14 protein-coding genes and 4 pseudogenes are annotated in these 22,537 nt (G+C 71.2%); 13 read left to right on the forward strand and 5 right to left on the reverse strand.

Going from position 1 to position 22,537, the window contains the following annotated elements:
* Positions 1-88 precede the first annotated feature (88 nt).
* Entirely contained in the window at positions 89-1,936 is a 1,848-nt protein-coding gene (locus ACFV9D_RS01550) for a DUF6528 family protein (protein WP_385139178.1), read from the forward strand.
* A gap of 96 nt (positions 1,937-2,032) precedes the next feature.
* Here the strand turns inward: ACFV9D_RS01550 and ACFV9D_RS01555 are convergent, their stop codons facing one another.
* Both ACFV9D_RS01555 and ACFV9D_RS01560 read right to left on the reverse strand, forming a co-directional pair.
* The gene (locus ACFV9D_RS01555; RefSeq protein WP_385139181.1) at positions 2,033-3,541 is read right to left on the reverse strand and encodes a DUF4246 domain-containing protein; all 1,509 of its coding nucleotides are present in this window, start codon (positions 3,539-3,541) and stop codon (positions 2,033-2,035) included.
* Positions 3,542-3,628: 87 nt separating this feature from the next.
* Positions 3,629-3,883, reverse strand: a pseudogene (locus tag ACFV9D_RS01560) (enolase C-terminal domain-like protein); the annotation flags it as partial.
* Positions 3,884-4,852: 969 nt separating this feature from the next.
* On the opposite strand from ACFV9D_RS01560, the gene ACFV9D_RS01565 reads away from it, so the two are divergent.
* Positions 4,853-7,429, forward strand: coding sequence for a SpoIIE family protein phosphatase (locus ACFV9D_RS01565; protein WP_385139183.1), 2,577 nt, complete (start codon positions 4,853-4,855; stop codon positions 7,427-7,429).
* 161 nt (positions 7,430-7,590) lie between these two features.
* Here ACFV9D_RS01565 and ACFV9D_RS01570 read toward each other — a convergent pair.
* Positions 7,591-7,716 (reverse strand): annotated as a pseudogene (locus ACFV9D_RS01570) (IS256 family transposase); the annotation flags it as partial.
* 74 nt (positions 7,717-7,790) lie between these two features.
* On the opposite strand from ACFV9D_RS01570, the pseudogene ACFV9D_RS01575 reads away from it, so the two are divergent.
* From ACFV9D_RS01575 to ACFV9D_RS01625, 11 genes and pseudogenes are all read left to right on the forward strand, one after another.
* Positions 7,791-8,120 (forward strand): annotated as a pseudogene (locus tag ACFV9D_RS01575) (MFS transporter); the annotation flags it as partial.
* Positions 8,121-8,193: 73 nt separating this feature from the next.
* Positions 8,194-8,424 carry a hypothetical protein gene (locus ACFV9D_RS01580; protein ID WP_385139186.1) on the forward strand — a complete coding sequence of 77 codons (231 nt, stop codon included), beginning with the start codon at positions 8,194-8,196 and terminating at the stop codon, positions 8,422-8,424.
* A gap of 59 nt (positions 8,425-8,483) precedes the next feature.
* Positions 8,484-8,612: a hypothetical protein gene (locus ACFV9D_RS01585; protein ID WP_385139189.1), complete on the forward strand. Its 129-nt coding sequence runs from the start codon at positions 8,484-8,486 to the stop codon at positions 8,610-8,612.
* Between the two features lie 280 nt (positions 8,613-8,892).
* Entirely contained in the window at positions 8,893-9,780 is an 888-nt protein-coding gene (locus ACFV9D_RS01590) for a LysR family transcriptional regulator (RefSeq protein WP_385139192.1), read from the forward strand.
* A gap of 547 nt (positions 9,781-10,327) precedes the next feature.
* Positions 10,328-10,969, forward strand: a complete 642-nt coding sequence (locus tag ACFV9D_RS01595) for a hemerythrin domain-containing protein (protein WP_385139195.1) — start codon at positions 10,328-10,330, stop codon at positions 10,967-10,969.
* Positions 10,970-11,092: 123 nt separating this feature from the next.
* On the forward strand, positions 11,093-12,403 hold the full coding sequence (locus ACFV9D_RS01600; RefSeq protein WP_385139198.1) for an SgcJ/EcaC family oxidoreductase: 1,311 nt from the start codon (positions 11,093-11,095) through the stop codon (positions 12,401-12,403).
* Between the two features lie 59 nt (positions 12,404-12,462).
* Positions 12,463-12,930, forward strand: a complete 468-nt coding sequence (locus tag ACFV9D_RS01605) for a MarR family transcriptional regulator (RefSeq protein WP_385139201.1) — start codon at positions 12,463-12,465, stop codon at positions 12,928-12,930.
* A gap of 22 nt (positions 12,931-12,952) precedes the next feature.
* Positions 12,953-13,213, forward strand: a pseudogene (locus ACFV9D_RS01610) (hypothetical protein); the annotation flags it as partial.
* Between the two features lie 84 nt (positions 13,214-13,297).
* Complete coding sequence (locus ACFV9D_RS01615; RefSeq protein WP_385139203.1) at positions 13,298-16,162, forward strand: AAA family ATPase; 2,865 nt, start codon at positions 13,298-13,300, stop codon at positions 16,160-16,162.
* Between the two features lie 167 nt (positions 16,163-16,329).
* Complete coding sequence (locus tag ACFV9D_RS01620) at positions 16,330-17,202, forward strand: NAD-dependent epimerase/dehydratase family protein (RefSeq protein WP_385139206.1); 873 nt, start codon at positions 16,330-16,332, stop codon at positions 17,200-17,202.
* On the forward strand, positions 17,195-18,019 hold the full coding sequence (locus ACFV9D_RS01625; RefSeq protein ID WP_385139209.1) for an MBL fold metallo-hydrolase: 825 nt from the start codon (positions 17,195-17,197) through the stop codon (positions 18,017-18,019). Before ACFV9D_RS01620 ends, ACFV9D_RS01625 begins: the two co-directional genes overlap by 8 nt.
* 416 nt (positions 18,020-18,435) lie before the next feature.
* Here ACFV9D_RS01625 and zapE read toward each other — a convergent pair whose 3' ends face one another.
* Together zapE and ACFV9D_RS01635 are read right to left on the reverse strand one after the other, a co-directional pair.
* Positions 18,436-19,509: a cell division protein ZapE gene (zapE, locus tag ACFV9D_RS01630; protein WP_385139212.1), complete on the reverse strand. Its 1,074-nt coding sequence runs from the start codon at positions 19,507-19,509 to the stop codon at positions 18,436-18,438.
* Positions 19,510-19,552: 43 nt separating this feature from the next.
* A complete protein-coding gene (locus ACFV9D_RS01635; protein ID WP_385139215.1) occupies positions 19,553-22,129 on the reverse strand; it encodes a PEP/pyruvate-binding domain-containing protein in 2,577 nt (858 codons plus the stop codon).
* Positions 22,130-22,537 lie beyond the last annotated feature (408 nt).

The following is a 22,537-nucleotide window of genomic DNA, read 5'->3' on the forward strand; positions in this document are numbered from 1 at the left end:
CGACGATCGCGGCGTTAGGATCCCGTTCGCGACACGAACATTATCCGTTCATTTCTTTCATACGTGCCTCCATCGGAAAGATTCCTGCATGATTCGCCACAAAGGCAGACTTCCTCGTCTGGCCTCGCTCCTGATCGGTGTCGGGCTGGCCGCCTCGCTGGTCACCGTGACCGCCGGCAACGGCACCGCCGCGCACGCCCCGGCCCCCGCGCCCGCCGCCTACTCCGTGACCCCCGCTGTCTCCCCGTTCGTCCAGAGCGGCCCGCGCAACATCGTCACCCGGGTGCAGGACACCTACATCACCAACGTGGACAACGCGGACCACTCCGCGGGGCACGCCCTGCACGTCGGCACGCCGGACAACGGCACGACCAAGTACCGCAGCTTCCTGCAGTTCGACGTCTCCAAGCTGCGCGGAGCGAACATCAAGAGCGCGAGCCTGCGGCTGTACAACTCCTTCACCGGCTCCTGCGACGGCTGGTGGATGTACGCCGACCCGGTCGCCGCCGCCTGGGGCCCGTCCACGATCACCTGGGCCAACCAGCCGGCCCTCAGCGCCGGCTACCAGAGCGCCGCGAACTTCGGCATCGGGCACCCGGACTGCCTGGACCAGCCGGTGGACTCCGACCCGGACACCTCGAACGGGATCAAGCGGCTCGACGTGACCGCGATGGTCAAGGCGTGGACGTCCGGGACGCTCGTCAACCACGGCCTGCGCCTGTCGGCAGGCGAGTCCAGCAGTGTGGCGTACAAGGACTTCTGCTCCATGAACCCCAACGCCACCGACTTCGCCTGCCACCTGGCGTACTACACGCCGACGCTGGAAGTGGAGTTCAACCCCGGCGCGCCGACCATCAGCGCGGGCGACGAGTACGCCGTGAACTACGGCGGCTACCCGGCCACGAGCTCGGCGTTGGAGTTCTACGACTCCAACAACCCCTCCCTGTGGCCGACGACGGGCCCTTACCAGCGGTGGGTCCCCGACGCGTACCACTCTTTCCAGGACCCCCACGACGACCTGCTCCGGGCCCCGTACGCAGGCGGGACGGAGCACCGGCTGCGCCCCGCGGGCGCGTACGCCGCGTCGGGACGCAGCGGGCAGCAGGTCCTGGTCGTCGGGGACGGGCAGAGCGGCCTCGTCGCCGTCGTCCCGTACCCGGCGCTGTCGGGTGCGCGCTTCGCGATCAACGTCGGCATCAACACCGTCACCAACCTGCACGGCGTGGAGCTCCTGCCGGACGGCAACGTGGCCGTGGCCCTGTCCAAGACGAACCAGGTGAAGGTCTACACCAAGGCCCAGGGCGCGATCGGCAACGCGCCGAGCGCTTACGCCACCGCCGCGGACACCGCGACGCTGGAGGACGCCCACAGCGTGCTGTACGACCCGGACACCAACTCGCTGTGGGCCATCGGGAAGACCCAGCTCGTCCGCTACCCCTACACGAGCGGCACCGGGAAGCTCGGAACCCCCGAGACCTTCGACCTGCCGCTGAACCCCAACGGGGTGTCCGCGGCCTTCGGCCACGACCTCGAGCCCGTCTACGGCGACCCCGACCGGATGTGGGTGTCGTCCAACGCGGGGATCGTCCAGTTCTCCAAGACCGGGGCCACGCCCTGCTACGTCTCGTCCCGGTGGCCGACCTCCGCGACGGCCGCCGATGGGAAGACCAACCGCTGGTGTACGGACTACAGTCGTGAATCGCTGGTCAACAAGGGTGGCATGGCCAAGAGCGTCGGCAACGACCCGGTCTCCGGCCGTGTGATCACGACCTGCGCGGGAGATCCCACCGCCTGCCACGCGCCCGTCGCGGGTGCCGACGCCTGGACGACGCCGGCTATCACCTTCGTGGATTCCTCCGGCCGCCATGAGGAGTTCTGGCGCGAGACCAACGCCCAGTACTACCGGGCGCGCTGGATGGTACCCAGCTACAACTGACGCCGAGCCGCCGTCCGTCCTCTGCGGGGGACGGACGGCGCCGGCGGCACCGTGCGCGTGCCCTACTGCGGCCGTCGGATCGAGGTGGGAAAGGGCTCAGTGCTCGCAGAGCGAGAATTCTCGTTCGTAGAGCTGCTCGTTGTGTTCGTCGACGAAGAACTTGCGTTCCTGCATGAGTTGTTCGCGATAGGTCTTGGCCTGTTCGAGCGTCATGGTCGAGGTCTCGGACCACGGTTGCTGCGGTGGCACATCGGATGTCGAGACGATCTTTTCCGACGGGTCGACCAGGAAGAACGCAAGAATTTTGCGGTGTCCCGGGCGGGTGGGGTCCGTGAGGCGGAATGAGCCGACGCGGTGTTGCAGGATGTTCGGGAACGCCAGGCAGCGGCCCGCTGGGGTCGATGTCGATCCCAACAGCTGGTTGAGTGCGTCTTCGTCCTCCAGGCCGTAGACCTCACGCAGACCGTTGTCGTCGTTCTGTTCGTAGTTCGGGTCGTCGAGTGCCGCCCGGAAACTCAGCCGACTTTCGGTGATGTTCTCGCTGTCCCAGTAGTAGATGCCGGTCGAGACGATCCGCTCGTTCAACATCCCCTCGACATGCCAGGAACCGCCTGAGTACTCGGGCTTGTCCGGGGTGAGATGAATGGTGGCGAGCTTGACGATGACCTGAAGACGGCGGCCGCGCAGGTCGACTCGGGCGGATTCATCGGGCAACTCGGGCGGGGTGAAGTCCGGGGCGTCCGGGATGACCGGGCGGCGGTTCTCCCACCAGTCGTCCTGGGCCGCTTCCCATGCACGGAGGGCTTCCGCGTAGGCCGCAGCATCCGTGTAGGAGGACTTGTTCGGATACTCCGGTTCCGAGTCGTACCACCCGTAAGGATCGGCCTCGATCCGCAGGGGCCGCGGATGGCGCAGATCGGTGAGCACGTTCTCCAGCAGCGGGCGCATACGCGCGAACAAGTCCGGGAGGACGGAGGCCAGTTCGTGATGCGTCTCGGGGTGGACGTTGTTCACGTACGAACGGAAGGCGACATCGCCGTCGTCACTGACGTCGACGTCCGTGGGCAGCCATTGGAACTTCTCCGAGAACTCGTACTTCGAGTAGCGGTCCGTCGGGTTCTGCCAAGCCCGCTCGGGCGCGCCGCTCACCTCTCTCACCAGGCAGAACAGTGAGGGATGAACCAGATCCAGTACCTGGCCGTCGGATCCGGGATGCCAGTCCCGTTCTGCTTCGGGGACCTGCTCCAGAACCCGAACCGCCTCGCGCAGCCGGGATCCGAGCTTGTCGTCGACCAGTGTGTCCGACTGCCACACCCCGTCGACGGCGGATACCTCGATGCCGGTTCGTCCGTCCCGCAGCGCGGAGTAGTGAGCGAGTTCGGCAAGCACGTAACGAACCTGCGCTTCGGTGAGACCCTGGGCGACCGCTTCTTGCGTCCACCTGGCGACGATGTCGGCGTCATTCATCTTGTCGAACCACCGCGGCTTCGCCCGAATGTGCGAGCTGCACTGCATCATCTGAAGTTCCCGCAGCGTTCGGGGTGTCGCGAACGATATGGAGCGGGAAGCGTGAAAGGGCAGCGGGAAAGCAGACAGGCCGTTCAATTCTCGTGGTCCCTACAGTCGGTGTGCGGTGGCGGGAAGGATAGCTCAGCAGACTGACACCACAGCCGTGGTCCCTGTCCGCTGGTGCGCGAGCTGGGCGTGCTGGACCATGTCGTCGGCGGCGAGGTGCTGTTCGATGAGCAGGAGGTCGAAGTCGTGCAGATTCGCGCGCTGTTGGGCGTCGACCAGCGTGCACGCGGCGCTGGCGTCGACCTGGAGGAGGACGTCTCCGAAGTGTTCGCGAACGGCGCGGACCGGTGCGACGTCCCAGCACGGTTCGGTCTTCAACTTGATCCGTACGTATCCCTCGGCCACGTATCCGTCCACGGCGTCCAGGAGCTCCGCTGAAGCGGCGCAGGACGTCCTGGGCCCGGCGACCACATCCACCGCTTCCGCGAAGCCCTCCACAAGCTCCGCTCCCCCGCACCGCCCGCCTCCAGCACCCTGGCGAACCGGCCCCAGGCCGGTCGTGCGACCACCACGACCCCAGACGCACGAAAGGCCGCCCTCTCATGGATGAGAGAACGGCCTCCGACCTGCGTTTCCGCATGTCCGGGACGACAGGATGAACCTGCGACCCCTTGACCCCCAGGAGTAGGGATCAAGGGGATTGTCACGACATAACGGACAAATTCTGGGCGCGAGTTGTGCTTGAACACCCGGGCCGTTCACCACCGCGCACACCGTGTGGTCCCCAACTGGTCCCCACGGCGGCGGTGCTGTTCCACCCATGGGAAGGGCATGGCATCCTGCCGCCAGGCTAGAACATGGGTGAGGAGCGCGAAGGCGGCCGAGGACCCCGTGCACGGTCCGTCTCGCCAGTCACACCGGCGAGCCGGTGTGACTGGCGTGGGCCCCCTCGCGCACCGTACTCACGGCCGGAGTCGAGGAACGAACCACGCGGGCGACTTATCGGTCTCCCCCGGCCGCGGCGACGACTCGGGCCGTGTCCACCTCTCGCTCGCCGGCCGCGGAAGAGGTTGCACCGCCCTGCTCCGCGCCTGGAGGCCGGACGTCACCGCCTTCCTGCGCTGGACCGAACGCATTGTCCCGCGGCCGAGAGAGCGAGCACCTCGACCTGGGCGCCCTCGTCTCCCAGATCATGGATCAACGCCCATCCCCCTGACCCGCAGCGGGGGGAACGTTGTGTCGTGGCCCTGATGCGTACCGTGAACGCCGTGAGCCCTGGCCGCGGGGAGATGTTACAACTGGGATTGTGAGCCCGTCTCGTCTCTCGTGCCCGGCGTACCGGTGTGGTCGAACCTAAGCAGAAGATTCGGAAGCGTCGCCGGACAGGTCTTCGTCCTTCAGGTGGCGATCGTGGTGCTGCTCGCCGCCGGGGCCCTGCTGGCCCTGGTGCTGCAGTCGCGGTACGACATCGACCGTGAAGCGCGCAACCGGTCGGTTTCCGTGGCTCAGACCTTCGCGAACTCCCTGGGCCTGCAGGCAGCGCTGAGGTCGCCGGACCCGTCCGCGATCCTGCAGCCCCTCGCCGAGGAGACACGCAAGGACGCAGGCGTGGACTTCATCGTGGTGATGGACACGAACGGCATCCGTTACAGCCACCCCCAGCCCGACCGCATCGGCGAGCGGTTCGTCGGCACGATCGAGCCCTCACTCGCCGGCCAGGTGCACACCGAGAGCGTGGAGGGGCCGCTCGGTAAGGAGATCCAGGCGATCGTCCCGGTCACCTCGCCCGAGGGTGAGGTTGTCGCCCTGGTCTCGGCAGGTCTGACGGTGGAGAGCGTGACCGGCATCGCCGACCGTCAGCTTCCGGTCATCCTCCTGGCCATCGCCATCGGTCTGGCTCTGGCCACCGTCGGCACGGCGCTGATCAGCCGAAGACTGCGCCGCCAGACCCACGGGCTCGGCACACAGGAGATGACCCGCATGTACGAGCACCACGACGCGGTGCTCCACTCCGTCCGCGAAGGGGTGCTGATCACGGACGGCGAAGGACGACTACTCCTGGCGAACGACGAGGCCGGACGGCTGCTCGGCCTGCCGGACGACGCCGAAGGACGCCCCGTCGACAAGATCGGCATGGATCGCCGAATGGCGGAACTGCTGCTGTCCGGCCGGGTGGCCACCGACGAGGTGCTGGAGGCCGGGGACCGGCTGCTCGTGGTCAATCAGCGGCCCACGCGCCCGCAGGGCTCGGCGGTCACCATCCGCGACTCCACCGAGATGCAGCTCCTGAGCAGCCGGGCGGAGACGGCCCGCAAGCGGCTCAAGCTGCTGTACGACGCCGGGGGTGACATCGGCACCACCCTCGACGTGGTCCGCACCGCGAAGGAACTGGCCGACGTCGCCGTTCCCCAGTTCGCGGACTTCGTCACGGTCGACCTGGCCGACCCGGTACTGAAGGGCGACGAGCCCGGCCCAGGCGCCGACATGCGGCGCACGGCGGTCAGCGGCATCCGCTCCGATCACCCGCTGTATCCGCTCGGTAGCCTGATCGAATTCCTGCCGTCCACGCCGCAGGCCCGCGGATACGGCACGGGCACAGCCGAACTCGTGCCCGATCTCCATGACGCGCCGGGCTGGCACGCCCAGGACGCGCCGCGGGCATCGGCGATCGTCGGCTACGGGATCCACTCGCTCATCGCGGCTCCGCTGAAGGCCAGGGGCGTCGTGCTCGGCGTGGTCAACTTCTGGCGGTCGCAGAAGCCGGAACCGTTCGACGAGGACGACCTGTCCCTGGCCGAGGAGCTCGTCGGCCGCGCCGCGGTCACCATGGACAACGCCCGCCGCTACACCCGCGAACACAATCTCGCCGTGACGCTCCAGCGCAGCCTGCTGCCGCAGGATCTGCCCGAGCAGAGCGCGGTGGACGTCGCGCACTTCTACCAGCCCGCCCAGTCGGGAGTAGGCGGGGACTGGTTCGACGTGATCCCGCTGCCGGGCAGCCGCGTCGGGCTCGTCGTCGGAGACGTCGTCGGGCACGGCCTGCACGCCGCGGCCACCATGGGGCGGCTGCGCACGGCCGTGCACAACTTTTCCTCCTTGGATCTGCCGCCCGACGAACTCCTCGCCCGTCTCGACAACCTCGTCCAGCGCATGGACCAGGAAGGCGACAGCGCGCCCTCGGACGGCGGTGTCCTGGGCGCGACCTGCCTGTACGCCGTCTACGACCCGGTCTCCCAGAACTGCACCATGGCGCGGGCAGGACACATGCCACCGCTTGTGGTCGCCCCGGACGGCACGACGACGATCTCGGAACTGCCGGCCGGCCCCCCGCTGGGGCTGGGAGGCATGCCGTTCGAGACCATGGAACTGCACCTGGCGGAAGGCAGTCAGCTCGTCCTGTACACCGACGGGCTGGTCGAGGAGCGGAGCCGGGACATTTCAGAGGGCGTGGAAAGGCTGCGCACGGCGCTGACCCACCCCGACCGAGACCCGCAAGACAGCCGCCGCGCCGTACTCGACGCCCTGCTCCCCGTCCGGCCGGCCGACGACATCGCGCTGCTCATCGCCCGGACACGGACTCTGGGCCCCGGCCGGGTCGCAGAGTGGGACGTACCGTTCGACCCGAGCGAGGTCGGCGCCATGCGCGGCCTCGCGGCCGAGCAACTCGAGGAGTGGGGCCTGCAGGAACTCGCCTTCACCACAGAACTGATCCTCAGCGAGCTCATCACCAACGCCATACGGTACGCCGCCGCGCCAGTTCGCGTGCGTCTGTTGCGCGATCGCACTCTGACCTGCGAGGTGTGGGACGGCAGCAGTACCGCCCCGCATCTGCGGTACGCCGCCACCACGGACGAGGGAGGCCGCGGACTGTTCCTGGTGGCCCAGCTCAGCGAGCACTGGGGCACCCGGTACACACCGGAAGGCAAGGTCATCTGGGCCGAACAGGTCCTGCCCGCCGCTGGCAGTGCCCTCTCCTAGACCGCAGTTGTGCTGCTGACCGCCGCCGCCTTCAGGGGCGGCCGCGCGAGCGTCCGGGCGGCGGCCAGGGGCGTGCGATGGACCGGACTGGCGGCGAGGAGGTCCTGGTGGCCGCCGGCAGTACGCGCCCGTCGGACAGGAAGACGATCGGGTCGGCGTGCTGCCCGAGTGCCGGTGCGGGAGTTGCCGCCGTTCTTCCCGACCGGGTTGCGCTTGTCATAGCCGACGTGGTCGGTGATCTTCCCCTCCAGGGCGGGCAGCCGCTTCGTCAGCTGCTGGAGCACACCCATGATCATCGCCGGCACCGCGGAAATACCCACCACATGCGCCGGCGAGCGGGTACCGCTCACTCGGCACCACCCTGCCGGTCTTCGCCCTGGTCGCCACCCTCGCCGCGGCCGGCGCCCAGGCGTTCCCCGCGACCCAGCAGGCCTTGATCGGCGAGCTCGCCCAGGGGGAGCACCGGGACCGGCTGATGGCACTCGGCCGGAGTGTGAACAACGCCGGCCTCGGCGCCGGAGGCCTGCTCGCCGCCGGACTGGCCCAACTGGGCCGTGACCGCGGCTTCCTGGCGGTCGCCTGGCTGAACGCGGCCACCTTCTTCGTCGCGGCACTGTTCGCGCTGTGGATCAGGACACCCCACCCAGTTCGCTCCGCGACCGGTCGGCAGCGGTCCGGCTACCGCGCGGTGCTGCGCGACCGCCCGTACGCCGGGCTCACCCCTGGCCAACTTCCTGATCGCCCTGGGTTATTCGGCGCTCAGCGTGCTGCTGCCCGTGTACGCCGTGAGCCAGTTCGACCTATCGGCCTCGGTGGCCGGTCCGCTGTTCGCGGTCAACACCGCGCTCTGCGCCTTCGACGGCGTGCCGGTCGGCACGCTCGGCCGGCGCTTCGCCCGACGCACCCGGGTGGCCGCGGTCGGCGCCCTGGTCTTCGCCGCCGCGTTCCTCGGCTACGCCCTGCCCTGGCGCCGTCACTGTTCACCGGGCTGCTGACGTTCGACGGCCGGCTGCCCTGGCTGGTGCTGTCGGCGAGCTCGACCGCGGGGGCCATCATGTTGATCGCCCTGGAGCGGCGACTGCCGGCGGAGGCGGTGTACACCACGACAGCCGAAGCCGTCCCGCCCACACGCGGCGAGGCCGCCGAGTCGGGGAAGCTCAGTCAAAGCCGCGTCAGCAGCTAGTACCCAGCAGCGTTTCGCCATCTGGCCTGGTCAAAAGCGCCGCGGGGAGTGCAGTCAGCTGGTGACGAGTCAAGGACGGCCGGGCCGGACAGTCTTCCGACGTCATCGATGAAACGGCGGAAGCCGTCCGGGGGCCGAGAACTCGATGGCCTCCTCCTGAGCTCCGTGCGGGGCCCGCTCGCTCACCCATCGTCCCTCGGGTGGCCGGAAGTTCGATCACCGTATACTTCTGCGGTTCGACAGCCTCGAGTTGTCGGCGAAGAAGTGACACGGGGGCGTCATGGAGCTGCGGGACATCGAGATCTTTCTGGTCCTGGCCGAGGAGTTGCACTTCGGCCGGAGCGCCGAGCGGCTCTTGGTCTCCCAAGCACGGGTCAGCCAGGCCATCAGAAAACAGGAACGGCGCATCGGCGCCGCGCTGTTCGAGCGCACCAGCCGCACCGTGCGCCTGACCAGCGTCGGACGCCAGCTGCGCGACGACCTGCAGCCGGTCTACGCGGGCCTGCACGAGTCCCTGGAACGCGCCCGGCAGGCGGCCCGCGGTGTCACCGGCCGGCTCCGCGTCGGCATGATGCCGTTCAACGTCGTCGACATGCACCCCTACTGGAAGACCTTCCGCTCGCGGTATCCCCAGTGGGAGCTGGAGATTCGCCAGCTGGCGTTCGTGGATCCGTTCGGCCGGCTCCGTGACAACGACATGGACGTCCTCGTCACCTGGCTGCCCGTGGAGGAACCGGACCTCACCGTCGGCCCGGTCCTGTGCAGGGACCCCCGGATCCTCGCCGTGGCCGCCGACCACGAGCTCGCACAGCGAACGTCGGCGCGACTGGAGATGTTCGCCGACTTCCAGCACGCCGTTGCCCCCGCCATGCCGGACTACTGGGAGGAAAGCTACCTGCCCTTCCATACTCCCCAGGGCCGGCCGATCGAGCGCGGGCGCCCCGTGACCAACGCGGAGGACCTGATCAACCAGGTCGGCATGGGCGAGATCGTCCACAGCTTTCCCAGCCATGTCACTCGGTACTGGGGCATGCCGAACGTCCGCTGGATACCCGTCACGGACCTGGCGGCCCTGTCCTTCGCCCTGGTCTGGCGGACCGAGGCGGAGAACGAGCTGATCAGCGCTCTCGCCGACACGGTCCGCGAACTCGGCGCATTGACATTCTGACGCGCCGCCACGTCGCGGAGTCGAGGCTGCCGCCGTCGCCGTTCACCGACGTGTGCCGCCGAAGCCCGGCGAGCCGGTGGTCCAGCCGCCCGGGACGCAGGACACTCCGGTACCGCTGATCGCCGCATTCCTGCCCCAGCAGTACCTGACCGGTCCGGCTCGGAATCCCGGCTGACCGTGCTGGGGAGGTCCAGAGGCGTTCGGCTGCCCCGGCCGGAGTGAGAACCTTCCGCCAGGACCGGGGAAATCTGCCCGTCGCGTCGTACCACCACCGCTCCCGTACGGCGATATAACCGTCGAGTTATCGATCAACGTACGAAGCCTGTGTTGATCCGGACATGGCTCTCACGGGAGGCTTGAGGCACCCGCGGGCAGGCTGCTCGTCGAGGGCCCAGGTCCCCCAGCCATCGCCCGCCCGACCACCTTCCCATGGTGCCCCGCTCCGTCAGGCGTGGCTTTCCGCTGCTTTGTTCCTGGAGGAAACCAGTCATGGCGCCACTGCCTGACACGGGCTCACCCAGTCACCGGCCCCAGGAGTCAGACGGACGTGCGAGACAGGTTCGACATGACCGTGACGTACGCCATGCACAACGCCTTACGAAGGGAGTTGCACTGCCTTGCCCGAGCCACGACTCGCACCCATCCCGATCCCCGGAACGTCCTGCGCACCGCTGCGGGCTGGGAGCTCTTCCGGGGGGCTTTGCACGCCCACCACGGCGCCGAGGACGACGCGCTGTGGCCCTCCCTGCGCCAGGCCCTGAACGGCCGCCCCTTCTCCCTGGCGCGGCTGGAGGTGATCGAGGCCGAGCGCGCCGCGCTCGCTCTGCTGCTCGAGGCGATCGACCGGACGCTGGCCGGCCCCGATACCGGGCTCGACCTGTTCGGTGAGCTCACCGGCTCGCTGGTCACCGGTCTACGCGGACACCTCCGCCACGAGGAGGAAGCCATCCTCCCTCTGGTCCAAACCATCCTGAGCAAGGAGCAGTGGGAACACTTCGGGCGCGTCCACGCCCAGCGGATCGAGGCCGACGCGGCACGGATCCTGCCATGGCTCCTGGACGGCGTCGCCGAGCGGACCGCGGCCGCCGTCCTGAAGCAGCTCCTGCCCGAGTCCGCGCACCACACGTACGCGCACCGATGGCGGCCCGCGTACGCGGTGCTCGACCGATGGGGTACCCGGGGCGCTTGAACGTCACCCGGTCCTGAAGCCCGACTCCCCCGGGCGAAACCCTGCGCGTACCGCGCAGCTTCGAAGCACGTCACCATGCCGTCGCACGAGACGTACAAGTCTCGCTCTCAAGACAGGAATGTCATGAAGGTTCTGCTCACCGGTGCCACCGGCTACATCGGCTCCGCCGTCACCGACCACCTCGCCGCCGCCGGCCACCAGGTTGTCGCGCTTACCCGGGGTGCCGAGCCGCAGCCCGGCCGGGGCTGGCACGCCCAGCTGGTCGGCGACACCGCCGACGCGGCCTCGCTGGCCGACGTGGTGACCCCCGACATCGAGGCAGTGATCCACCTGGCTCCCCCGAGTGGTGACGCCGACGTCGACACCGCCGTCATCGAGGCGCTCGCCGCTCCGCTGCGCGGCACCGGCCGGCCCTTCGTCTACACCAGCGGTGTCTGGGTGCTCGGCACCACCGGTGAGGCCCAGGAGGTCGACGAGCAGGCCCCGGTCAACCCGATCGACATCGTCGGCTACCGCCCGCGGATCGAGGAGCGGGTGCTGGCCGAGGCCGCCGAGGGCGTGCGCGCGGTCGTGGTCCGGCCCGGCATCGTGTACGGCCGCGGCGGCGGCATCCCCGCCATCCTGGTGGACCGGGCCCGCCGACAGGGAGTGCCCGAGTACTACGGCGATCAGGGTGTGCGCTGGCCGACCGTGCACGTGGACGACCTGGCCGAGCTGTTCGTGGCCGCCGTCGAGCGGGCCCAGGCCGGCACCGTCTGGCACGGCGTCGGCGAGCCCGCCGTCGCGGTCCGTGACCTCGCCCGGGCCGCGGGCCGCGCGGCCGGAGTGCTCGCCGCCCCGCACGCGGTGCCGGTGGAGCAGGCCGCCGAGGTCTTCGGCCCGCTCTTCGCCGACGCACTCGCCCTCGACCAGAGCGTCAGCGGCGCCGCCGCCCGTACCGCCCTCGGCTGGCAGCCCAGCCGACCCCGCGCGGTGGCCGAGCTGGTGTCGGGCTCGTACCGGCCGGTCGAGGTGTTCGGCGCCCCGGACGGCCCCGGGACCGACGCCGAGGTGGCAGCGATCCGCCTCCTGGTCGCCGAGCTCGAACACGCCCAGCAGAACGAGCTGGTCGACCGGTTCCTGAGCCTCTTCCGCCGTCAGGACCCGGTGTGGACCACCGGCCACGGCAAGCGGCTGTCGGGCTTCGAGGAGATCGCGGCCTTCACCCGGAAGGTGCTGCCCGGTGCGACGGCCGAGTCCACCGCCGTCTATGACGTCGAGCGCGTGCTGTTCCTGCGGCCCGACGTCGCCGCGGTGAACGTCCGCCAGCAGCCGGTCCGCCACGACGGCACCCGGATCGCCGACCGGCCCGAGGGCCGTCCGTTCTACATCTTGGTCAGGGAGGACGGCACCTGGCGCATCGGCGCCGCCCAGAACACCGTCGCGGTCGACTGACGACCTGCGCGGCTTGCAGTGCGGACTTCACGCGCGAAGTAACAGGAGGAGAAGATTCCATGACGACCCAGCAGATGTCCGATGCAGAACTCGCCGGACAGCCCGCCGCCTACTGGACCGGTGTCGCCTACGAGGCGCTGATCGCGTTCACCCGGGCCCGGCAAGCCGAGAAGGGCTACACCCAGCCCCAGTTCTGGCTGCTGCGCAACCTGTCGGTGAACGACATCTCACCCGATGGTGAGGGGATGACCCTGCCCGAACTGAGGGAGGCCATGAGGTCCTACATCCGGCCCGAGGACGACCTGGCGGCAGAATCCGCGGTGCTCGTCGAGCGCGGCTGGCTGAGGAAGGACGCCGAGGACCGCCTGTGGCTCACCGAGGAGGGGGAACGAGCCCGGGTCGACCTGGGGCGCAATGCCCCCGCGATCCGCGCCGCCCTCCACGAGGGCATCGACGACGCGGACTACGTCGTCGCGCTGAAGGTGCTCGGTCAGCTGATCCGCAACGCGGGCGGGACGGCCCCCTGACCGGCATGACCACGCGCACGACCTGACAGGAAGGATCGCCCTGGTCGCGGGCGGCACCCGGGGAGGCGGCCGAGGCATCGCCGTCGAGCTCGGTGCCGCCGGCGCCACGGTGTACGTGACGGGACGCGCGCTCCCGCTGATGTGCGCGAGGGCGAGCGGCCTGGTGGTGGAGGTCACCGACGGCAACACCGCGCCCTACCGCGACTCGTTCTTCTACGACCTCACGAAGTCGTCGGTGATCCGTCTCGCGGTCGCCCGGGCCGCGGAGCTGCGGCCGCACGGACCGGGTCCGCGACCGACGGACTCATGACATCGTCAGCCACGTCCACCCCGAGGGTGAGGCGTCCGGAAGAGGGGAAGCGCACCGATGACCGACGCGGTCCGGGCAGACGCCGCCGACCGGCGGCCCGCCGGTCCCAGCGGCCGCGGGCCCGCCGGTCTCTGCGGTCGGGACCACGAACGGGGGATCCTCGACGGGCTCTTGGCGGGAGCACGGGAGAGCCGGGGCGGGGCCGCGGTGCTCCTCGGCGAGGCGGGGTCGGGCAAGACGGCACTGCTCGACCGGTGCGCCTCGGCGGCCGCGGACGGGGCCCGGTTGTTGCGGTGCACGGGTGTCCAGTCGGAGGCGTCGCTGCCGTACGCCGGTCTGCAGGTACTCCTCCGGGGCGCCCTGGACCGGGTCAGGAGCCTGCCGGAGCGTCAGTTGCTGGCGTTGCGCGCGGTGATCGCGCCGGACGACGCGCCCGCCGGGGACCGCTTCCTGGTCGGGGCCGCGACCCTGGGCCTGCTCGACGAGCTGGCCGCGGAACGCCCGGTCGTGGTCCTGGTCGACGACGCGCAATGGCTGGACCTGGAGACCGTGGACGCGCTGCTGTTCGCGGCCCGCCGGCTCGGCATGGGGCGGGTGGCCATGGTGTTCGCCGCGCATGAGGATGCGGCGGACTTCGACGGCGCGCCTGGCCTGCCGACGCTGCACCTCGGGCCGCTCACCGACGAGGAGGGGACGGCTCTCCTTGCCGGCCGGGCGCCGGATCTGCATCCCGCCGTGAGCAGCCGGATCCGCGGGCTCGCGCAGGGTAATCCGCTCGCCCTGGTCGAACTCGTGGGGGCTCTGACGGCGGCACAGCGGGACGGGAGCGAACCGCTGGACGCGCGGGAGATCGCCGTATTGCCGGCCTCGTGGCGCGTGCGGCGGATCTTCGACGAGCGCATCCGGGCCCTCCCCGCGCCGACCCGTCTGCTGCTGACAGTCGCCGCGGCGGACGACACCGGAGACGTCGCGCTGGTGGTGGCGGCGGGGGAACGGGTGGGCGCGGCCGCCGGGGACCTGGCGCCGGCCGAGGCGGCGGACCTGGTGAGGGTGTCCGGGCGCCGGCTGGTGTTCCGGCATCCGCTCGTACGGGCCGCCGCATACCAGGGGGCGATGCTGGTCGAGCGGACGGCCGCGCACCGGGCGCTCGCCGAAGCGGCACCGGCCGCCGGGGACGTGGGCCGCCGGGCCTGGCACCTGGCCGCGGCGACCATCGGATACGACGAGGAGGTCGCCGCCGAACTGGAGCGCAGCGCCGAACTGTTCCGTTCGCGGGGCGGCCGGGCGGCGGTCGCCGCCGCCTATCGGCGGGCCGCACGGCTGACCGAGGACCAGGAGGCCCGGTCGCGGCGGCTGGCCGCCGCGTCGGCCGCCGCGGCCGAGGCCGGACAGGCGGAGCTCGCGGGGACGCTCGCCGACGAGGCGGGGCCGGTGAGCAGTCCTCCGGCGATCGCCCGGCTCGCCAGCGTCCGGGCGGCGCTCGAACACGGACATGGCCGGGCGGAGTCGGCGCGGCTGCTGCTCGTCGAGGCGACGTCCGAGGTGACGGCGCACCGTCCCGCCATGGGGGCATGGCTGCTGTTCGAGTCGGCCGCGATGGCCTGGGAGGCGCCGGACCCGGTCGCGGCGGCCCGCGACACCCGGGCGCGGACGGCCGGTCTGGACTTCGGCGGGCATCCCGTGCACCGGGGCGCGGCCGGGGTGCTCGACACACTGGCGGGTGATCCGGTGAGCGGAGCGGCGGCGATACGTGAGTTCGCCGAGTACGTCGTGCGGACCCGGCATGAGCGCAGTCTGACCGATCAGGTGCGACTGCACGGCTGGGACATGCTGCTCGGCGAGTACCGCACGGTGCACGACGAGGCCGTGGCCCTGGAGCGGGAGTGCCGGGCAGAGGGCGCAGTCGGGGTGCTGCCCCGGGTGCTGCTGCGGCTGGCGCGGCTGCGGCTGTTCCTGGGCCGGCATCGGGACGCGTACACGACGGCCGTCGAGGGCCTGGAGATCGCCTGCGACACCGGCCAGCACCATCTCGCCTCGATGCTCAGCGGGGTCCTGGCGGTGCTGGCCGCGCTCGACGGGGAGGGTCCGGGCAGCGGGGAGGGTTCGGGAGGGGCCGACGGGCCGGGCGGCAGGGGCCGGCGGGGCAGCCGGGAGGATTTCGTCGGGCGGCCGGGGCGTGACCTGTGCCCCGATGTCGCGCCGATCCCGATCTGGCTGACCAGAGCACAGGGCCTCCTCGACCTCGGGCTCGGCCGCTACGACCGGGCGCTGCAGCGTTTCGCCGCCCTGACCGGCGGCCCGCACCGGCACCTCATGGTCTCCGTGCACAGCCTGCCCGACCTGGTGGAGGCCGCTGTCCGGATCGACCGGGCCGCCGACGCCGGGCCGGCCGCCGAGCGTTTCACGCGCTGGGCCGGGACCACGGGGACCGCGTGGGCGGGGGCTGTGGAGCTGCGCTGCCGTGCCCTGCTCGCCGACGACGCGGGGGCGGAGGAGTTCTACGAACGGGCGCTCGCCGCCCACGAGGGGGACGGCCGCCCGTTCGAGCAGGCACGCACCCGGCTGTTGTACGGGGAGTGGCTGCGCCGGGCGAAACGCCGTGCCGCCGCACAGGAGGCGCTGACCGTGGCGCTGGAGTCGTTCGAGCGGATGCCGGCGGCCGCGTGGGCGGACCGGGCACGCACGGAGCTGCGGGCCGTCGGTGCCACCCCGGCCGCGCCGGCGGCGGGCGCGGATCTCGTGGGCCGGCTGACCGCGCAGGAGTTGCGGGTGGTCCGGCTCGCGGCGACGGGCCTGAGCAACCGGGACATCGGCGCGCGCCTGTTCCTGAGCCCGCGCACGGTCGGCTACCACCTGTCCAACGCCTACCCGAAGCTCGGCGTGACGTCGCGGGCCGCACTGGGAGCGCTCGACCTGGGCTGACGTCCGCCCAGCCCCGTCATCCCCCGCCGACCTGGTCGACCCGGTCAGCCCTTCGGCCCCGTCACGGATGAACGCCGGTACGGCACCCCGGTCATTCGACGGATCCGCGGGTCCGGGCGCGGTTCCTACTGTTCTCCCGTTCGAGAAACGTCCGCATGGGAGGGTTCGTGAAGGTTCTGGTACTCGGTGCCACCGGTTACATCGGCTCCGCGGTGGTGTCGCGACTGACGCTGGAGGGCCACGACGTGGTGCCCCTGGTCAAGGACGCGGCCGCGCTGCATCCGGACGTGCCGGTACGGATCGGCGATCTGGCCGACCCGGCGTCGCTGGGCGCGGCGGTGACGGACGACGTGGACGCGGTGGTGAACCTGGCCACGCCGACCGGCGACGAGGCGGTGGACACCGCCGCCCTGGAGGCGCTGCTCGCGCCGCTGCGCGGCACGGGCCGGGCGTTCGTCTACACCAGCGGCGTGTGGGTGCTCGGCGCCACCGGGGACGCCCCGCTGACCGAGGACGCCGGCACCGACCCGATCGCGATCGTCGGCTACCGGCCGCGGATCGAGCAGCGGGTGCTGGCCACCGCCGGGGACGACGTGCGGGCCCTGGTGATACGCCCGGGCATCGTGTACGGCCGGGACGGCGGCATTCCTGCCCTGATGACCGGCTGGGCCCGGGAGCACGGCACGGGTCGCTACGTGGGTCCGGTCGCGACCCGCTGGCCGATGGTCCACGTCGACGACCTCGCCGAGCTGTACGTCCTCGCGCTGACCAAGGGCCACCCGGGTGACCTCCTGCACGGCGTCGCGTGGGAGTCCGTCCCGGCGGCCGCGATCGCGGCGGCCGCCGACATCGCCGCGGGCGGCGCCGGCCGGGCCGAGCCGTGGCCGCTCGCGGAGGCCGCCGAGGTGCTTGGGGCGCCGTTCGCAGAGGCGCTCGCGCTCGACCAGGTGGTGTCGGGACGGCGCGCTGTCGAGGAGCTGGGCTGGCGGCCGAGCCGCCCGTACGTCCTCACCGAGCTCGCCGGGGGCACCCGTGGCTGACACCGCCGACCTGACGCCCCCGATCTGCCGCACCTGCGGCACCCAGTACGCCGCCCCGCGCCCGGACTGCCCGGTCTGCCTGGACGAGCGGCAGTACGTGAGCCCGGCCGGCCAACAGTGGACGACGCTGGCCGAGTTGCGCGAAGAGGGCCACACCGGCCGCTTCGAGGAGCAGGGGCCCGGCGTGCTCGGCGTCGGCGTCACCCCCCAGTTCGCCATCGGCCAGCGGGCCCTGCTCCTCCGCACCGCCGCCGGCAACGTCCTGTGGGACTGTGCTCCCTACCTCGACGACACCATGGTCCGGGCCGTCGAGGAACTCGGCGGCATCGACCACATCGCCATCAGCCACCCCCACTTCTACTCCTCGATGGTGGAGTGGGCCCACGCCTTCGACGCCCCGGTCCACCTCCACGAAGCCGATCGCCAGTGGGTGGGCCGCCCGGACCCGGCCGTGCGCTTCTGGAACGGCCGCACACTCCAACTCACCGACGAGCTCACCCTGATCAACCCGGGCGTGCACTTCCCCGGCAGCGCGGTCCTGCACTGGAGCGCGGGCGACGGGGCCCTGTTCACCGGCGATGTGGTCAACGTCTGCCCGGACAACCGCTGGGTCACCCTCATGTACAGCTACGCCAACCACATCCCGGAGCGCCCCCACGCGGTCCGCGCCGCCGCGGACCTGCTCGCCGGCTACCGCTTCGAGCGGATCTACGGCGCCTGGTGGCATCGGGTCGTCACCTCTCACGGCAACGAGGTTCTGGCCCGGTCCGTCGAACGCTACCTCCGCTTCGAACAGGGCACGGCCCCGGGCGACTGACACGGGTGCCGGCCTTCGGCACGGTGTCGGTGGCGCGGCCGCCGACACCGTGCCGATCCCCGTCATGAGATCGAGCGCGACGACCTGGACGAACGGATCGCCGCTCCTCGCCTTGTCGGGGCGTAGGCCGAGTTCCGCAGATGTCGGCGAAAAGAGGCTCGCCCCCGCGGCCACGGCAGCACTACCCCGGCGGGGCGGCAGAGTTCGCCTCCGGTCGGCACGTTTTCCTCGCAGCCTCACTCGGTGGCGAGTCCGATGGAATGGTTCGAGGCCGAACGCCTCACCCTGACCGCGGTCGTGGGTCCTTCGGCCGGGATGGGTGCTGACCGCGACCAGGGTGGACGGGGCGAGGGAGAGGAAATGGTGGGGGCTCGGTACTGCCGCGAACCCGGCCTGAGTGCCCCGGCGGCCCGGGCTCAGTTCGCGCGCCGGAGCATCGCGAGCCGGCTCGTCGTGCGGTCCAGGTCGCGTGTCAGGGCCTGGCCCTCGGGGAGGGAGGTCAGCGGGTCGGAACCGATGAGGACCAGCCGGACGTCGCGGTCGCAGGCAACGTCCACGAGGTTCGCGAACCGCTGCCGTCCGTCCGCTGAGGCCTCGGCCAGCGGGGGGACGCCGTCCAGGACCAGGGTGTCGAACCGTTCGGCGAGGGCCAGGTAGTCGGGCACCGCCGTCGCGGTCTCGCACAGCGCGTCGAAGCCGAACCACACAAGTTCGCCGCGCACCGCGCGGGCCGGGAGCTCCCGCAGATGGGCCTGGACGGTGGTGGCCTCCTCGGGCGCCGGGACGGTGAGGCCCAGCGCCTCCAGGGCGGTGTCCCCCGAGGGCAGGCACAGGCCCGTCGCGAACCGGCGGCCGCCGGCCTCCGACCGAGGCGCCTGCAGTCGGCGGAAGTCCACCGGCCCCGAGACGTCCAGGACGTCCATCCGTTCCTCTATGAGCTTGATGGTGGGCTCGAACAAGTGGTGGTAGAGCGGGTCCGGCATCAGTCCGGCGGGCGGGTAGTTGGAGGTGGTGACCAGGGTGATGCGGCGGTCGAGGAGCGTCCTGAAGAGGCGTGCGATCAGCATCGCGTCGCCCGCGTCGTGTGCGTGGAACTCGTCGAAGACCAGCACCCGGCTGTCCCCGATCAGCTCGTCGAGAGCGCTGTCGACAGCGCTCTGCCCGTCGTGGCGGGCGCCCGGTCGGGTCACTCCGTCGTGCAGCCGCCGGAAGAAGTCGTGAAAGTACAGACGGCGTTTACGCCCGGCCGGCAGCCCTTCGTAGAAGGTGTCCACCAGCCAGCTCTTCCCCCGGCCCACCGGGCCCCAGACGTACAGGTCGCGGGGTGGCCTGCGGAACGTCCAGGCCGGCCGGGCGAGTTCGGCCGCCAGGCGGGCCAAGCGCTCGACGGCGGCCTCCTGCGCCGCGGCGACCGAGAATCCGCGCCGCGCCGCGGCCTGGTGGAAGTGGCGGCGCATGGCCTGCTCGTGCTGGGGCACCGGTCTGCTCATCCGTTCGTACGCTGGGTGTCGGGTCGGGGCATCGGCCGAGGGGTCAGGCGGGTTCGGGGGTCGTGGCCGCCGGTTCCAGGATGTCCACCGTCCCGCGGCCGCCGTCCACCCGGATCCTGTCCCCCGTCCGGATCCGGGTCGTGGCGTTGCCGCATCCGACCACCGCCGGGATGCCGAGCTCCCGCGCCACGATCGAGGCGTGCGAGAGGTTCGCGCCGACGTCCGTCACGATCGCCGAGATCCGCGTGAACAGGGGCGTCCAGCCGATGTTCGTCACTGTGGTCACCAGGATCTCGCCCGGCCGGATGGCCTCGCCCTCCTCCACGGTGGCGACGACCCGGGCGATGCCCTCCACCACGCCGCCGGACGCGGGCGAGCCCGCGACCGTGTCCGTGGCGGGTGTCGTGTCCTGCGCGTCGAACAGGTCGGCCCGCCGGTTCGGGTCGGCGGCCCAGGTCTGCGGGTCGAACTCGCCCCGGATCAGAGTCGGGTAGGTGGGAAGCGCGCGGTAGCCCTCGTATGCGGCACGGCGGGCCGGCACCGCGGCGAGTGGAGTCCGGTCACCGCCGAGCACGGCGAGGATCTCCTCGCGGGACAGGAAGAACAGCTCCTCCCCCGCCCCGCTGACCTCGCCGGCGCGCAGGACGAACGTGCGCAGCAGCCAGAAGACGCGGGCGACCTCGGTACGGGCGGCCTCCCGCAGGCGTGCCGAGGCCGCCCAGCCGTCCACCGCGGCGCGCAGGCTCGCCAGCCGCCGCGGGTGTTCGGCGGCCAGGCGGTCCCATGCCGCCGCGCGAGCCGTGGTCTGCCGTGCGAGCCGCATGGCCGCGTCATCCTCGACCGTGCCGAGCGCGGCGAGCTGCCGGTCGATCCACTGCGCGTCCTCAGCGGGCCGCGGGAGGGACACCTCGAACTCGTGCGGGCCGCGGTGACCGTACGCACGGGTGTAGGTTTCGCGGTCGGTCTCCCCGCGGGCGAGCCGTTCCAGGCCGAGCAGCGGTCCCATACTGGCCAGTTGGCCGTCGTCGCCGAGGCCGGTGGTCATCAGGTCGGCGTCCTGTTCACCCACCAGGGACTCCAGGGTGCCGCGTACCTTGACGAGGGAGTCGCCGTCCCGGCGGGTAGCCGCCTGAAGCATGTGGCAGCAGCATCGGAAGTACGGCGCCACCTCCGACTCCCACAGGGCCGACAGGTCCCCCGCGTTCGCCGCGGCGGCGACGCGGGCGCGCAGTTCCTCGCAGCGCGCGGGCGCCTCCTCCAGGAACGCCGGCAGCTGCTTTCCGTTCGCGCGAATGCGGCTCATCACCGCGAAAGCCTCGCCGATCGTGTCTCGCCAGACCCGCAGCCTGGACGCGGGCAGCAGCGGAATGCCCATGCCGTCCGGAAGGCGCCCGAAGACCCGCTCGTTGGCCTGGGCGAACTTCCGGCCCTGCCCGAACGCGGCCGCGAGGGTGGCCGTGACGCTGAGGTTCATGTAGAAGCGGCCGCCGATGTTCCCGTACATCGGGCGTCCTTCCAGGCTGGCCCCGACCATGACGTCGCCCATGAACGCCTTGACGAACGACCAGGTCGCGGGCGTCATCACGTCCGGGACGGCCTCGCCCAGGTTGGCGCTCGTCCACAGGGAGTCGGTGCCGGTGCTGTCGTTCCACACCTCGGGCCGGGGCGCCGCGACGGTGGTGATCGGGCGGGCCTGGAGGATGCGGAAGGAGCCCGCCTCGCGCGCCCACTCGACGTCGCGCGGCTCCCCGTACAGCTCCTCGATCGCGAGTCCGAGCCGGGCCAGTTCACCGGCCTCCGCGGTGGTGAGAACCGGGGCTTCGCGCAGGTCCGCGGGGACCGGCTGCTCCGCGGTGCCGTCGGCGGTCGGTACGGTCATCACCTCCTTCGCGGCGATACGTTCCTCCACGACGGCAGAGGTCAACCGGTCGACGACCAGGGTGTCCGGGGTGACCAGCCCGCTGACGACGGCTTCGCCCAGCCCCCAGGCCGCGTTGACCACGAGTCGGTCGGCACGCCCGCCGAGCGGATCGACGGTGAACATCACCCCGGCGGCATCCGCGGCCACCAGCTCCTGCACCACCACGGCGAGCGAGACTTCCTCGTGCGCGATGCCGGCCCTGGCGCGGTACGCGAGGGCACGGTCGGTCCACAGCGATGCCCAGCACCGCCGCACGGCTGCCAGCAGGGTGCTCTCGCCGGTGATGTTCAGGTAGGTGTCCTGCTGGCCGGCGAAGGACAGGTCGGGCAGGTCCTCCGCCGTGGCCGACGACCGTACGGCGACCGTGCGCGCGCCATCGCCGAGTTCCGCGTACGCCTTCGAGATGGCCTGTTCCAGGGCGGGGGGCAGCGGGCCCTCTTCGAAGAGCGCCCGGATGCGGGCCCCCGCACCAGCGTCCGTGTCCGGGTCCCAGTCCGGTCCGGATGCGGCGGTGAGCTCCGCACGGATGCGATCGGCCACGCCCGTCGAAGTGACGAACTCTTGGTACGCGGCGGTCGTCACATGGAACCCGCCCGGTACCGGCAGCCCTGCGCGCGCGAGCTCGGAGAGGGCCGCTCCCTTACCGCCGGCTGTCTCCAGCGTCGCGGTCGCAGCGTCCAACGACAGCACAAAGCCCATGACCTGATCCCCCAACTCGGCCTCTGAGAAAGGATCATGATCGCACCCGGACCGGCCTCACGAAAGGGCCTGCCCGCCGACCACGCAGCGGTAGTGCCAACATGGGTCTTGACCTGGGCCGGCGACCCCTTCGGCCGCCACTCGCGGCCCCGTTCCCGTACCGCCTCGCGCCGGAGCCCCCCGTCCCAGCCCGAAGGCCAGGACCGCACCGAGCGTTGTCCCCGCCACGGCCGGCAGCAGCCCCTCGGGGCACCGAAGAGGACCCTGGCCGCGACGTCGAGCACGGGCTTCGGGAAGAACGCCAGGGTGCCGATCGCGAACACGATCACGATGCGAGGGCCACGTACCCACGGTGGGGGCCCACTGACCAGGGGCACCACGCCTCTTCGTCTCACCGGCTGCGGACCC

The sequence above is a fragment of the Streptomyces sp. NPDC059875 genome (genome assembly GCF_042731085.1).
Taxonomy (GTDB): Bacteria; Actinomycetota; Actinomycetes; order Streptomycetales; family Streptomycetaceae; genus Streptomyces.

Coding starts and splice junctions, on each gene's coding strand:
- ACFV9D_RS01550 (WP_385139178.1), top strand. CDS start 89: ATGATTCGCCACAAAGGCAGACTTCCTCGTCTGGCCTCGCTCCTGATC.
- ACFV9D_RS01635 (WP_385139215.1), bottom strand. CDS start 22,129: ATGGGCTTTGTGCTGTCGTTGGACGCTGCGACCGCGACGCTGGAGACA.
- ACFV9D_RS01600 (WP_385139198.1), top strand. CDS start 11,093: ATGAAGGTTCTGCTCACCGGTGCCACCGGCTACATCGGCTCCGCCGTC.
- ACFV9D_RS01615 (WP_385139203.1), top strand. CDS start 13,298: ATGACCGACGCGGTCCGGGCAGACGCCGCCGACCGGCGGCCCGCCGGT.
- ACFV9D_RS01605 (WP_385139201.1), top strand. CDS start 12,463: ATGACGACCCAGCAGATGTCCGATGCAGAACTCGCCGGACAGCCCGCC.
- ACFV9D_RS01585 (WP_385139189.1), top strand. CDS start 8,484: ATGTTGATCGCCCTGGAGCGGCGACTGCCGGCGGAGGCGGTGTACACC.
- zapE (WP_385139212.1), bottom strand. CDS start 19,509: ATGAGCAGACCGGTGCCCCAGCACGAGCAGGCCATGCGCCGCCACTTC.
- ACFV9D_RS01590 (WP_385139192.1), top strand. CDS start 8,893: ATGGAGCTGCGGGACATCGAGATCTTTCTGGTCCTGGCCGAGGAGTTG.